The 13,909-nt window shown below is 60.8% G+C and carries 7 protein-coding genes; 2 read left to right on the top strand and 5 right to left on the bottom strand.

Annotated elements, in window-relative coordinates:
- Window positions 1-144: 144 nt before the first annotated feature.
- Window positions 145-3,909 carry an FtsK/SpoIIIE domain-containing protein gene (locus O148_RS0107070; RefSeq protein WP_026530351.1) on the top strand — a complete coding sequence of 1,255 codons (3,765 nt, stop codon included), beginning with the start codon at window positions 145-147 and terminating at the stop codon, window positions 3,907-3,909.
- On the opposite strand, the gene O148_RS15375 is transcribed toward O148_RS0107070, so the two are convergent.
- Window positions 3,892-4,317, bottom strand: coding sequence for a hypothetical protein (locus O148_RS15375; RefSeq protein WP_035745298.1), 426 nt, complete (start codon window positions 4,315-4,317; stop codon window positions 3,892-3,894). The genes O148_RS0107070 and O148_RS15375 overlap by 18 nt on opposite strands.
- A gap of 243 nt (window positions 4,318-4,560) precedes the next feature.
- Between O148_RS15375 and O148_RS0107060 the strand changes: the two genes are divergently transcribed.
- The gene (locus O148_RS0107060) at window positions 4,561-4,809 is read left to right on the top strand and encodes a WhiB family transcriptional regulator (protein WP_026530350.1); all 249 of its coding nucleotides are present in this window, start codon (window positions 4,561-4,563) and stop codon (window positions 4,807-4,809) included.
- Window positions 4,810-5,113: 304 nt separating this feature from the next.
- Here O148_RS0107060 and O148_RS0107055 read toward each other — a convergent pair whose 3' ends face one another.
- From O148_RS0107055 to O148_RS0107040, 4 genes are read right to left on the bottom strand one after another with little or no spacing between them, the layout of a single operon-like run.
- Window positions 5,114-6,616 carry a sensor histidine kinase gene (locus O148_RS0107055; RefSeq protein WP_026530349.1) on the bottom strand — a complete coding sequence of 501 codons (1,503 nt, stop codon included), beginning with the start codon at window positions 6,614-6,616 and terminating at the stop codon, window positions 5,114-5,116.
- A gap of 15 nt (window positions 6,617-6,631) precedes the next feature.
- Complete coding sequence (locus O148_RS0107050; RefSeq protein ID WP_026530348.1) at window positions 6,632-11,470, bottom strand: NAD-glutamate dehydrogenase; 4,839 nt, start codon at window positions 11,468-11,470, stop codon at window positions 6,632-6,634.
- Window positions 11,471-11,481: 11 nt separating this feature from the next.
- The gene (locus O148_RS0107045; RefSeq protein ID WP_026530347.1) at window positions 11,482-12,975 is read right to left on the bottom strand and encodes a CpaE/TadZ family protein; all 1,494 of its coding nucleotides are present in this window, start codon (window positions 12,973-12,975) and stop codon (window positions 11,482-11,484) included.
- Window positions 12,972-13,622, bottom strand: a complete 651-nt coding sequence (locus O148_RS0107040; RefSeq protein ID WP_026530346.1) for an SAF domain-containing protein — start codon at window positions 13,620-13,622, stop codon at window positions 12,972-12,974. The genes O148_RS0107045 and O148_RS0107040 overlap by 4 nt, the downstream gene beginning before the upstream one ends.
- Window positions 13,623-13,909: the final 287 nt, after the last annotated feature.

Genomic DNA, 13,909 nt, shown 5'->3' with positions numbered 1-13,909 from the left:
ATTGTTGAATCGTCCGCTCTGGGCCCCGGGCCATTGGAGCAACACCTGCCCACAGGCTCCGTCATTGCCCTGCATCCACCGGATGCGCCCCCACAACAGACGCGCCGGCAGCCGGAACGCCGCTGCCCAACCCCAGCCTCTCCCATGCGCACCGCCGCCGGCCCCTCGCTGATCCTCAGCATCGAGCATGGCCCGGACATGGGTAAGACCTTCACTCTTGGCCGCGGTACCTATACGGTTGGCCGCGGTGCCGCCAACCTGCGCATCGCAGACCCGAGCATGTCCCGCGAGCACGCGAGAATCGAGCTTTCCGGTGCCCACGCTCGGCTCCACGCTGCTCCCCACTCCGGCAAAATCCTCGTCAATGGAGCGCCGGTGTCCAGTCAGGAGCTGCGTTCTGGGGATCGCATCTACCTTGGCAGCACGGAAATCGCTGTCTATTCCCCGGCCGATCTCTTGCAACCGCTTCGCTTTCCCGGACCTCCCGCTTCCCCTATCCAGATCAAAGCCCAGCCCTCCTCGCGCGGAAAGTTCGTCGTGCTCTTGGGAGCTCTCCTTCCACTGGTACTGGGAGTTGTCATGGCGGTAGCGTTCGCGTCCTGGTTCTTCTTGGCATTTTCCGCGGTTGGCGCGATCACCGGAATCGCCGGGATATTCGGGGCGCCCGGCGGCAAAAAGTACCGCCGCGAACTCGCCCAAGCGTCACGCGCCTTTGAATTACGACGGCGAGTGGCCACCATAGTGCCACACCTCCTGACGCTGGGCTCACCAGGGCAAGGGATCAACGCCGCTCCCGCCGACCACAAATCGACCTGGTGCGGATCCATCAACCTCGGCCTCACGACCATTACGGCACCGCTGCTACACGCCGACGGCACGCCCCTTGAGCCGTCCCAGCTCTCCGTAATAGAGCGCCTTCCGGTGACCCTTGACCTTGGCCCAGGGGTCTTTGCCAGGGTGATGCAGGAGGGAAACCCCACCCCCGGAGAACCCTCACCCTCTACCCAACTCCTCGCTCAACTCGGCGCCCTTTCCCGCGTTGGGCGTATTCCACCGGTCATCCTGACAAGTAGCAACCCGTCCTGGATTGAACCCTGGCGGTTCGCAAGCGGGCTCACGGTGACGCCGCCGCACCGCCTTGACCTACTCCGCTTGGCTACCGCTCGCGTAATTGTCACCGACGACCTCGACCTGGTTGCCGACCACGTGGACGTGACCGACGCGCTCATCTGGATCACCGACTCGGCGCGCCCTACCCCGCCCCGCGATGTTGCGTTACCTCACACCGTCACCGTCCAGCTCACTCCGGCGCGCGGAACACTCTTTGACCCGCGCATGACCCAACCGGAACGGTTTGTTCCCGACGCGCAAAGCACCGAAGCGCTCCTGGATTCATGTGGAGTCTCTGATCATCGTGACGCATCCGCCCTGGCCGCCGATCCCAACGGCACTCTCCCCACCATGGTGGACTTGGACTCGCTCACCGGGCGCGGCGCCGACGAAAACTCTGCCCATGAATCCGCCGCCGTAGAAATAGGCACCTCCGCCGAGGTCGCCTCCACGGTGCGCTTCCCGATCGGGCTCTCTCAAGAAGGCATCGTCGAGATCGATCTTGAACGCGACGGCCCACACTTTTTGGTCGCGGGCACCACGGGCTCGGGCAAGAGCGAACTCTTACGTTCAATGATTTTGTCCCTGGCTCACGCGGCCAGCCCCCGGGACGTCAATTTCCTCATGATCGACTTCAAAGGCGGCGCCGGTCTCGCTCCCTTTCAGCCGTTGCCGCATTTCGCGGGACTCATTACCGACTTGGGGTTGGAGTCGATCGAGCGCACGCTCGAATGCCTGCGTGCCGAGATCCGGTACCGAAAGCGACTCTTCGGGGCAGTCAACGCCTCCGATCTGCGCCACTATCGAGAGCTCAGCCCCGAGGGCGAGCGCCTAGCCCGCTTGGTGATCGTCGTTGACGAATTTCGGATGCTGAGCGAGGAAAGCCCTGCCGCGGTGACCGAGCTCATGCGCATCGCTACGATTGGTCGCTCGCTTGGCCTGCACCTGATTCTGTGCACGCAACGCCCGCAAGGTGCCATGAATGCCGATATCCGCGCCAATATCACCACCACGGTGGCGTTACGGATGGCGCACGCCGCCGAGTCGATTGACGTCACGGGCACGGATATCGCGGCGTCAATCGACTCAAGAACACCGGGACGTGCCTACCTCAAAATCGCCCAGACCGAACCGCTCGAATTCCAGTCCGCATCCACCGCGATACGAGCCGGCGCACACGCACTCGCACCGGAAGCGGTGCAAACTTTTGCCCACTGGCTCACCGCTCGGGAGCGGCCCGCCATCGCTCCTGCCCCCGATGCGCTCCCGCGCGCGGTTGCCGCGCTTACCTCGCGGTGGCAGCCCGCTGATCGTGTGCGCCGCCCGGTGAGCGACCCGCTGCCCGCCTCCCTCCTCGTTGGCGAGAGCTCCGAGGCCGAGAGCGACGAGATTGACCTCGGCGTCCAGGATCTGCCCTTTGAGCAACGTGTTGCCCCGGTGAAGTGGAATCCGCACCGTCACGGTCACCTCGCACTGGTGGGCTCCCCTCAGTCTGGAACCTCCAGGGTGATCGGGCACCTGATCTCACACCTTCTCTCCATGCAAGAGGATGCGCTCGTCTACATCATGGACGGCGACCGAACTCTAGGTTCCTTGCAGGGCCACGGGGCGATCGCGGGGTACCAGAGCCAGGAGAGTGTGATCGATTCCGGGCGCTTTGTCGAGCGGCTCCATGAGATCGCCATGCAAGCCGCACGTGATACCGGTACTGCTGCTGACACAGCAGGCCCGCATATGTGCCTGGTCATCACCGGTTGGGGTGCCTGGTCAGCACTTTTCCGGCAGGGACGGTACACCTGGATCGAGGACAAACTCATTGAACTTGCCCGCCCGGCCTATCGTCGACACATCACCATTGTCGTCACCGGCGAACGCGAGCTCTTGACCTCCAAGCTCAGCGCCGAGGCGAGTAACCGCGTCACCCTGAGCTACGAGCGCGCCGAAGATATGACCATGCTCCTACCAAAAATGCCGCACTCGACACCGATTCCGGGCCGCGGCTTCCTGCAAGGTTCGCTCGTCGAGCCCTCCAATGACAATCCCTTCACCGGCACCACGGTCCAATTGCGCGAACGAGACTTGGCAACGCACCCGTTGCCGCGTACGCTCACTGCTCCAGAGCCGAGGTTCAGGATCGAACCGCTGCCGTTCTATGCGTGCGAGCCGTCCAGCATCCCTGGCATTCCGTCAATAGCGTCCGTGCACAGAGCTACACAAGGCGCGCCGTGGAGCGTCTCCCTCGGGATTGCAGCCTATCCCACCCGGGAACACGTCATCACGATTGAATCCGGAACGTTATTGCTCATCATTGGCTCGAGCGGTAGCGGAAAATCGAGCCTTCTGACACGAATTGGCACCGTGATCGCAGGACCGAACGCCCACATCTTAAAAGGCACTAGCGCCGCGGCCGCGACAGAAATCCGCGAGCTCCTTGGTCGGGCCCGCGCCGGGGACCTCGACGAACAGCCGCCCATTCTGCTCATCGACGATATGGATCGATTGCCCCCTGCGTCAGGACAAGATCTCGCCGACCTCGGGCATGCCGGCCTCACGATTGTGGCCACGGCAGGGAATCGTCCCGGACTGTTTGCCCGTTGCCCGGTGACGCTGGGCGCTCGTGGAGGCAACGGCGTCGTACTGTTGTCCCCCGATAAATCTGGTGACGCGGAAAACTTCGGGTACCGGCTGGAAACCGAATACCCGGCCCCGCGCGGGCGGGCGTTTGTGCTCGGCGGCCCGCAAGCTATCGCGGTACAAACGTACGCGCCACAGGATTCGGAATCAGTGGATGTTGCCTGACGATGAATCGGTGGTGCGGACTAAGAATTCGACAACCCTGCGGGTAAAGAGCAGGACCACCGCTATCACTGCGGGAATCAGAATGGCGAAGCCCACCAGCGGCAATCCTTCCTGGAACGCAGGAAACGCGAGGATGATGGCGAAGAGCTGGATCACGAGAGCGGGATTGCGCGTCCAGCGGTAGCCGCGGAACAGGAAGTGGCCCAGGACCGCAAGCCAGGCGCTGAAGGCGACCAGAAGGACCGTCAGAAAGATCGAACCGGCAAGCGAGATCGGCTGGTTAATAAATAGATCGATCACCGAGAGGACCGCGAGCACGGCAAGCAGAACCGACTCGGCGAGCAGAATGAGCGCAATGGCTAGCGCCGCAGGCGGGCGGGTTGGCTGGGAAATGTTCTGTGGATTCACTCTTGACACAATCGCACTGTAGTAGAGATAGTCAGGGTAGTGCATATCTAAGCCCAAGTGTGATCAACACCTCACGTCTGGCGCAAATTAGTAGCTGTTTACCCCTTGTTTCACCGATGGTTACGTGAAACCCTTAAAAGCGAGAGAAACAGGGGCCTCGAGGGTGGGGCCCTTTACTGTGAAAGCGTTAGTGAAAACTTTCACAAGATGCGGCTGAACGCAGCAAAGGAGTTTGTGAGCAACATGGATTGGCGTAGCCGAGCGGCCTGCCTGGATAAGGATCCGGAACTTTTCTTCCCGGTAGGGAACACCGGTCCCGCCCTGTTGCAAATTGAGGAAGCCAAGAGCGTATGTCGGCGGTGTCAAGTAGTTGACACGTGTTTGCAATGGGCCATCGAAACCGGTCAGGACGCAGGCGTGTGGGGCGGCATGAGCGAGGACGAGCGCCGGGCGCTCAAGCGCCGGGCCGCACGCGCTAGGCGCGCTTCCTAAAGCAGGGCACAATTTCAGATTTTTTCGGGGCGGGGGACTGTGGATACGGTCCCCCGCCCCCGTCTATGTAGCGCGACACGCCGAGGTTTTCGCGGATTCCTCGGCGTGTCGCGCTACATAGATTTTGGTGAGGGACGACGGCGGTGCGTTGCCTTAAGGGGGTGAGGTCACGCCGTCGTCCCTCACCAAAGCGCACCCGCGCTCACCTGCCCTGCCCACCACCTTTTTCGCCGAGACGGCAGGTGTGATCGGTCGACCCTAGAGAAGTGCGCAGTGGAAATCGACTGTGCAGAAAATGCACGCTTTAACGGCGTGTCGCGTGCGTGTTCTGCACAGTCGATTTGGGGGTTTTGAGCGGGATGACGAGGGTGACCGCGGTGCCCCCGTTTTTGGCCGGGGCCCACTGTATAGTTCCAGAGAGTTCGCTCGTGACGAGCGTGCGCACAATTTGCAGGCCAAGGCCTTCGCGGCCGGGCTCGTTGTCCATCCCAACGCCGTTGTCGATGACCTGGACGGTGAGGATCGTCTCTCCGGCTTCGTTGATGGTGCGGTCCGCGACGAGCCGCACTTCTCCCCCGTCCGGCAAACCATGCTCCACCGAGTTGGTCACCAGTTCATTAATGACGAGGGCGAGCGGGGTCGCCAAATCGCTCGGGATGTCCCCGAACGAGCCGTCCATGCGGGTGCGGACGTTGGTCGCGTTGGAAGCGACTTCGGCGCTGAGGTGGAATTGGCGCTCGATCATCTCGTCGAATTCGACCTCTTGGGTCAGGCCCTGGGAAAGCGTTTCGTGCACGAGCGCGATCGTGGAGACGCGGCGCATCGCCTGCTCCAAGCCCATCCGCCCCTCATCCGAATTCATTCTTCGCGACTGCATACGCAACAGCGCGGCAACCGTTTGTAAGTTGTTCTTGACTCGGTGATGGATTTCGCGGATGGTGGCGTCCTTGCTCACCAGTTCCTTTTCGCGCCGACGCAGTTCCGAGACATCTCGGCACAGTACGAGCGAACCGAAACGGCCCTGCGTATTGCGCAACGGAATCGCGCGCAGCGTCAGTGCGACTCCCCGCGATTCCACTTCGGTGCGCCACGGCATGCGGCCGGTGAGTACCAGCGGCAGCGTTTCGTCGATGAGCCGCCGATCCTTCAACAGCCCTGCCGTGATCTCGGCCAAGAAATTGCCCTCTAGCGCGCCCTCGGTGCCGAGCCGGCGGAAAGCGGAGACAGCGTTGGGGCTCGCGTAGAGAACCTTGCCCTCCACGTCCAAGCGCACGAAGCCATCGCCCACGCGCGGGGCGCCGCGTTTCCCGCCGGTCGGGGTCGCGAAATCCGGCCAGAGCCCAAGGGCGCCCATGGCGAGCAGATCGCGGGCCGACTGCCGATAGGTGAGTTCGAGCCGTGAGGGCATGCGCGCCGAGGACAAGTCGAAGTGGCTGGTAATGACCGCCAACGGCCTCGATCCACGCACCATGGGGACAGCTTCGATGCGTACGCCGTCATCGGTATCGCTCGAAACGTCCTCCTGCGTCACCAGAGACTTAGTATCCCAGGCCTTCTGCACAATGTCCTTGAGCGCTGGCGGAATGGGTTCGCCAACCGGGTCGGCGTGAAACACGGTGAGCCCCGTCGAGGGACGCACGTGCGCCAACGCGACGAATCCGCCCTCTGCGGCCGGAAACCACAGCACGAGATCGGCGAACGCGAGGTCCGCAACCAGTTGCCAATCCCCCACCAAGAGGTGCAACCATTCGACGTCTCCCGCTTCGAACCCGGTAAAGGCCTCAAGGGGCCCGGTGAACATTGCCATGCGGTGTACCGAGGCCTAGTGCTGAACGATGGAACGCAAGGATCGCAACGCGACCGAGAGCGAAGCCATGTCATCGTTGACGAGCTTGTTCACCTCGGTGAAGATTGCCTTGGTTCGTTGCAGACGGTCCTGATTCGCCCCCACCCACACATCCATGCGTTCTTGCGCCCCCTCCGCGGCGTCGGCCGGAGTGGTGCGCGCAATATCGAGCGTGATGTCGGCAGCGGTGCTGTACAGGTCGTCGCGGAGCGCAGCACGGGCAAGAGCCTGCCAACGGTCCTTGCGCGGCAAACTCGTAATGCGCTCCAGTAGTGCGTCGACGTTGAACTGGTCATACACGCGGTAGTAAATCTCCGCAATGCTTGCCGGGCTCTCCTCGGCTCGCTCGGCAATGAGCGTGATGTCCAAGAGAGTGTAGGACTCAAACTGATCTGCCCAGCGCACCGCCAATTCTTCTGGCAGTCCCCATTCGCGTCCGGTGCCGAGCGCCGATTCAACTCGCTCCAGGTCATTGCCTTGAAGCAGCTGCATGAGGCGCGGCGACAGTTCCTGAACAACCGAGCCGAATCGATCGATTTCGGTTTGAACCGGCCCGGTGTTCGCCGAATGGTTAATGAACCAGCGGGTTGCCCGGTCCAGAAGCCGGCGAGCATCCAGATTGATGCGGCACCACTGCTCGGTAGGGAAGTCCTTGGGTAGCTGGAGCATGGCCTGCGCAAAGCGTTCGAACCCGAAAATTTCATTGAGTGCGACGAAGGCTCGGGCCACCTGCGCCTCATTGACGCTGGTTTCTTCCATGACCCGGAAGGCAAAGGTGATGCCGCCAATGTTGATCATGTCATTGGCCACGATCGTGCAAATGATCTCTTTGCGCAAGGGGTGATCTGCCAGTTCCGCGGCAAACCGTTCTCCGATTTGTGCGGGGAAGTACGCGGCGAGGGTGTCGACAAAGAAGGGATCATCGGCGAGGTCGCTGTCCACGAGCGCCTTAGCCAATTCGATCTTGGCGTAGGCCGCGAGTACCGACAGCTCTGGGGTGGTCAGTCCGGCCCCCTTGTCGATTCGCTTGCGGAGCGCGTTGGTGGTGGGCAGTGCTTCGAGTTCTCGGTTGAGACCGGCGTTGGCTTCCAGCCAGTCCATGAACCGCTCGTAACTGGGCGACCACTCTTTGACCTGGTACTTGTCATTCAAGAGCAGCATGTTTTGGTCGATATTGTCGGCCAAAACGAGAGTGGCAACGTTATCCGTCATCGACTCGATGAAGGCGGCGCGCTCTTCGCCCGGAAGTTTTCCTTGGGTCACCATTTGGTCAACGAGAATCTTAATGTTGACCTCGTGGTCGGAGCAGTCCACGCCTGCGGAGTTGTCGATCGCGTCGGTGTTGATCAGCACGCCACCGAGCGCAGCTTCGATACGCCCGCGTTGGGTGAGGCCAAGGTTTCCGCCCTCGCCCACAACTTTCACACGGAGCTCGTTGCCGTTGACGCGGATGGCATCATTGGCCTTATCCCCCACTTCCAGGTTGGACTCGCTTGACGCCTTCACATAGGTTCCGATTCCGCCGTTGTACAGCAGGTCGGCCGGCGCGCGCAGGATGGCTTGAAGCAGATCCGGAGGGCTCATCGATGTGACGTCCGCACCGAGGTCCAGGGCCGCCCGCACCTCGGGGCTGATCGGTACCGATTTCACCGATCGGGGGTACACGCCGCCACCGGCGGAAATGAGGTCACGGTTATAGTCATCCCAGCTGGAGCGGGGCAGTTCAAAGAGGCGTTTGCGCTCTTGGAAACTGCTGGCGGCATCGGGGTTGGGATCCAGGAATATGTGGCGGTGATCGAACGCGGCAATGAGCCGGATGTGCTCGGAGAGCAGCATGCCGTTGCCGAAGACGTCACCGCTCATATCGCCAATACCGGCAACCGTGAAGTCCTGCGTTTGGGTGTCAACGTTGAACTCGGCAAAGTGGCTCTTGACCGACTCCCACGCACCGCGCGCGGTGATGCCCATGGCTTTGTGGTCATAGCCCACTGACCCGCCCGAGGCAAAAGCGTCCCCCAGCCAAAAGTTGTATTGCGCCGAAATGGAGTTCGCCAAGTCAGAGAAGGTGGCGGTGCCCTTGTCTGCCGCGACGACGAGGTAGGTGTCATCGGCATCGTGTCGGACGACGTTTTGCGGCGGAACGACCGCTTGAGCACCACCCTGGTCTTCCAGGTTGTCGGTGATATCCAACAGACCTGAGATGAACGTGGTGTAGCTGGACTTGCCTTCCTCCAACCAGGCGTTGCGGTCCACCGCGGGATCGGGCAATTGCTTGGGGAAGAATCCGCCCTTGGCTCCGGTCGGCACAATCACGGCATTCTTGACGGTTTGCGCCTTGACGAGTCCGAGGATTTCGGTGCGGAAATCTTCGCGTCGATCCGACCACCGCAAACCGCCACGAGCGACCTTCCCGAATCGCAAGTGGACGCCTTCGACCTGCGGGGAGTACACCCATACCTCAAATTCCGGCCGAGGAAATGGCGCTCCAGACACCTTGCGCGTGTTGATTTTGAAGCTGAAGTAATCTTTGCCCTGGAAGTAGTTGGTGCGTAGCGTGCACTCGATGAGTTCAGCGAGGGAACGCAGTACCCGGTCTGCATCCAGGGTCGGAACCTTCTCCAGACCCGCCGAGAGTTCAGCGCGGGCGGCTTCGATACGGGCGGGACGATCGGCTTCGTCAACTGCGGGGTCGAAGCTTGCTTCAAAGAGGGCGACCAATGCTTTGGAAACCTCCGGGTTGGCGACCAAATTATCCGCCAGGAAACCGTAGGAACTTTGCGAACCCAATTGACCCAAGTACTTGGCGTAGGCTCGCAACATTGCCACGGACCGCCAGGGCAGTGATTCGCGGAGGATGAGTCGGTCAAAGCTGTCCGACTCGCTCTGACCGGTGACCCCGGCGGCAAATCCCTCTTCCAACAGCGTTGCCGCGTCCACCGGGTCTACTCCGTCGGGGTAGCGCAAACCGAGGTCGTAAATGTACATGGAATCCTCGCCCGCGGGAGTAACCTCGTACGGCTTTTCGTCCATGACCTCCAGGCCCATATTTTGCAACGTCGGCAGGAGCTGGGTCAGGCTCTGGGGTTCCTTCAAATACACCAGAAGCCGCGCGAAATTCCCCTCTTCGGCGGGGGTCTCCTTGGGGACATACACATGGAGCACCGGGACACCGTTTTCGCTTTGGGCGGCCTGGCGAAGGCGTTCGATGTCATCAATGGCGTCTTCGACTTCATAGTCGACGCGGTATGCGGCCGGGAATGCTTCGGACCAGCGTGCGCTGAGATCTCGCGCGGTTGCGACATCGAAGCGCTGGCGCGACACTTCTTCAATGCCTTCGGACCACGAGCGGGTCGCCGCGGCCAGCTTCCTTTCTAGTTCGCTAGCACTGACGTCGCTGACCTTCGCGCCGCGCGGCAGTCGAATTCGGAAGAACACCCGGGTGAGCGCCGAATCGCTCATGCGTGCTTCGAAGTCGATCGACTCTGCATTGAAGACGCGTCGCAACTCGGCCTCCATGCGCAATCGAACGTTGGTGGTGTACCGATCTCGCGGCAAAAACACGACGGCAGACATGAAGCGACCATAAACATCGGGGCGCAAAAAGACCCGAGTTTGGCGCCGTTCTTGAAGTCTTAGGATGCCGATGGCGGCTTCTTCCATTTCCGCCGTCGACATTTGAAACAGTTCGTCCCTGGGGTACGTCTCAAGGATGGTCACGAGGTCCTTACCCGAGTGAGAGTCTGCGGGGAACCCGCAATTCTTCAGGACCGCGGCGACCTTGTCTTTAATGACCGGAATGTCACGTACCGAGGTGGTGTAAGCGCGGGTTGCGAAAAGTCCAATGAAGCGGCGTTCACCGGTGACATTGCCTTCGGCATCAAATTTTTTGACGCCGACGTAGTCCAACCAACTCCCGCGGTGCACCGTGGAGCGGGAATTGGCTTTCGTGATAATAAGCGGATCTTTCTCCCGCGCCTTTGCATCCCCGGCGTCGGTCAGCAGTTGGACCGGTTTGGAGCTCGGTGCGTCCCGGAGCACGCCAAGGCCGCTTTCCGGGACTACTTCGAGGGCGTTATGGCCCTCGACCTCGCGCAGTTCGTATTCGCGGTATCCGAGGAAGGTGAAATTTCCCTCGTCGAGCCAGGTGAGAAATTCTTCCGCTTGGTCGATGTTGGCCACGCCGGATCCTGCCGGAACGTCCTTAAGGGCCTTAACAGCCTCGCGGGCGGCAAAGCGCATGCGTGGCCAATCTTCCACTGCAAGCTTGACGTCATGAAGAACCTTGCCGAGGCGTTCGATCAGGGTGGCACGCTGGGCGTCATCAATCTTGCCGAGCTCAATGGCAATCCACGACTCTATGACGGTTGTCTGGTTCTCTCCCGTTTTCAACGCGCTAAGGTTCGGGAGCGTGGCAGTGTCGCCACTAGAAACGGCAACATTGGTGGGCACATCGATCACGTCGACGAGCTCCCCAGTGCTCATGTCTCGGGTGACGACGTAGGTCGGGTGGATGACCAGGCGGATGGCCAGCGCTTCTTTGACGATCTCTGCCATGACCGAATCGACAAGGAACGGCATATCGTCGGTGACGATGATTAAGAGCGACGAGTCCTCAAAGTCGACAACGTCGATGTTGACCTCGCCTTTAGTGCGGTTGGTCGCAAGGGCATAGTGTTCGACGATGCGTTCAGACATTTCGCTCTCGTCATGGCCCTGAAGATCTGCGGGATCCAGTAGTCGGTAATAACTTTCCTGAAGTTTCTGACAAATTTCGTTGCGTTGCTGTGAATCCAGATTCTGGATACCCGACGACATGGATGTGCCTCTCAAATGTGCTTACTTGAGGCGCCCCTTTGCGCCCCGTCACCTTCGAGCCTATCGCCGTTTCTAGAAAACTTCACTTTGACTTTTTCCTTGCGCACGCCTCTGCGTCGGGGCGCCTCTGGGTGAGAGATCACAAGCCCTCGAATCCCGCGCCGCAGCTCGGATTCGGGCCCGGTTTCCGCCAAGGTTTTTCCGGCCAAAAGCGCCTTGTCCAACACCGTTGGATCAAAGGGTAAGAAGGCTGTGATTTTGGACACAGGAGAGTATCGCTCCCATGCTGCGCTCAACTGTCGCTCCGGATGCGAACCGACCGCGCCGGCACGAACCTTATTGAGCACTACCTTGAGACTTGCGGTGTACCCGTTTTCGGCTAAGTCCCCCAAAGCGTTGATCAATCGGGGCACACCCACACTGTCTGCGCTTCCCACTGCCACGATTTCCTCTGCCCTATCTAAGGAGCGCAAGGTTGCCGCGTTGCGCCGCGGCACCGGAGAGTCCCAGGAGAGTTCGTCGCTTGACTCCAGAGCGAACCCAACATCTATCACCACGGTGGTGGCGCATTGTGCGGCACAGGAAATGACTTTCTCCAGGGCGGCAGCTCGCACTTCCATCCAGCGTGAGGAGAGAGCGAGCCCGGTAAGCACTTGCAGACGGGCCCCCAGAATCGAGATGTTGAGCACCAGGGACTGGAGCGATTGCGGAGTCAGCAGCCCTTGGTCGGCTTGCCTGCAGGCGCCGGCAAGTCCCGCTGATTCATCCAAGAGGCCGAGCATCCCGGCAATTGACGCCCCGTAGGTGTTGGCATCAATGAGGATGACCTGTTCGCCTTCGAGGGCGAGCTCAGCGGCAAGGTTGACCGCAACCGTGCTTGTGCCCGGGGCACCCAAAGGACCCCACACCGCGATGACCTTTCCATGACCAAGTGGGGAGTCACCGCGCAACTCCCCCTCCTCCGACTGCTCCCCATCCTGGGGTATGTGGTGACGCGCGCTCAAAGGCGAGCCGAGACGGCGAGGCGAGGCATCGCCGTCGTGCTTCTCCGATGGGGAAAAATCGCCGGTGATCGCATTCCGGTCAAACTCATCCGCAGGCAACTCGCCCGTGCTGGAGCGCGCGTAGCTCTCCGCACCCGGCCGAGCTCTCTCGCCGCCAAGCTGGCCCCGGTGCACCGCAGTGATGACGTTGACGAGCGCATCAACTTCGGCAACGTCAGATACGGTGGCGATGTTGAGCGCGCGGGCGCGTTCGGTTTGCGAGCCATCATCCATGACGATGACCTTGACGTTGCTCTGGCCCAAGCGCTCAATGAGCGTCGCGTCAAGGTCAGGGGAAGCCTCGGAGAGCACAATGATGTCGATCCGGCCGACTTCGGCAAGCGCGATAGCCTCGGTGAGTTCGTCGCACCGTCTGAAAACGGTGATTTCTCCGCGCAGCGCCTCGAGGGCATCGGTATGCGTTGAGGCGAGCGCACCCACTGTCGCAACCGAAATATTCATGATGCCGCTCTGACGCTTGGCACCAGGGAGATGCGTGCTTGCGAGTTGACCGCTTTGATGATTGCGGGCAGTTCGTTGTCCGGCAGGAGCAATTGGACAGTTGTTTTTGTGGTGGAGGAGAAACCCGTGTCGCCGCGATCGATCTCGGCGATCTCGGCACGTTCAATCAAACGGACCGGGTCTTGAAATTGCCGATCCTCGCCCGGCAACGAGACCCACACATCCACGGTGTCTCCGCTTGTCACCGTGGACGCAAGCGGATCCTCCACAATCAATCCAAACGGCTTGCGATCCATCTCCTCGCCGCTCGTCATCACGTCCTTGGCGAGTAGGTCGCCAGCCTTGACGAACCGCTGCAGGACCGAATTGGAGGGAATGTCTTGAGTCGCCGGGAGGTAGTTTTCCGCCTGTGTGCCCAGATTCGCCTCGACGACGGTGAGGTTGTCCGGTGAGAGCGGCGAGCCTGCCGCAAGATCGGTTTTCAGCGCGTAATAGGAGCTCGTATTTTTAGCTGCATTGACGAGGAACACCACGCCCACCACCGAGAGCAATACCAGCAGCACCCCGATGAGCAGCTTGGGATCTTTCCACGACGGCGCTTTGAGCCGAGCCGCTTCCGTGCGCTGAGTCCCCTGATTCTGAGCCATGATCCCCCATTGTGTTCATCCTGAGCCAGGCACGGTGTGCCTTTCAGTAGTGAGAGTCATTCTGCTTCACTTTGGCGAGTTTGAGAACGGGTTCGCACCAAATCTGTCAAAACTGTGGATAACTTATGCGAACGACATCAAACGATGGCAGACTAGGGTACACATTCGCGGGAATCCTCACAGGTAGCGCTGGGGGTAGCCGGCAAGGCGGCCAGCGAGTCGGCCGCTGAAGCAATTGTGGAGGCGGCCGGCAGAACCTGCAGAGTCCGAAGAGAAAGTTGACGCAC

This window comes from Haematomicrobium sanguinis DSM 21259, from assembly GCF_000688395.1.
GTDB lineage: Bacteria > Actinomycetota > Actinomycetes > Actinomycetales > Micrococcaceae > Haematomicrobium > Haematomicrobium sanguinis.
Note: the sequence above shows the minus strand (reverse complement) of the source record. Positions and strands in the feature narration are given on the sequence as shown.

Excerpts from the sequence above, each read along its gene's own strand:
- O148_RS0107070 (WP_026530351.1), top strand. The coding sequence starts at position 145 with ATGCGCACCGCCGCCGGCCCCTCGCTGATCCTCAGCATCGAGCATGGC.
- O148_RS0107050 (WP_026530348.1), bottom strand. The coding sequence starts at position 11,470 with ATGTCGTCGGGTATCCAGAATCTGGATTCACAGCAACGCAACGAAATT.
- O148_RS0107040 (WP_026530346.1), bottom strand. The coding sequence starts at position 13,622 with ATGGCTCAGAATCAGGGGACTCAGCGCACGGAAGCGGCTCGGCTCAAA.
- O148_RS0107055 (WP_026530349.1), bottom strand. The coding sequence starts at position 6,616 with ATGGCAATGTTCACCGGGCCCCTTGAGGCCTTTACCGGGTTCGAAGCG.
- O148_RS0107045 (WP_026530347.1), bottom strand. The coding sequence starts at position 12,975 with ATGAATATTTCGGTTGCGACAGTGGGTGCGCTCGCCTCAACGCATACC.
- O148_RS0107060 (WP_026530350.1), top strand. The coding sequence starts at position 4,561 with ATGGATTGGCGTAGCCGAGCGGCCTGCCTGGATAAGGATCCGGAACTT.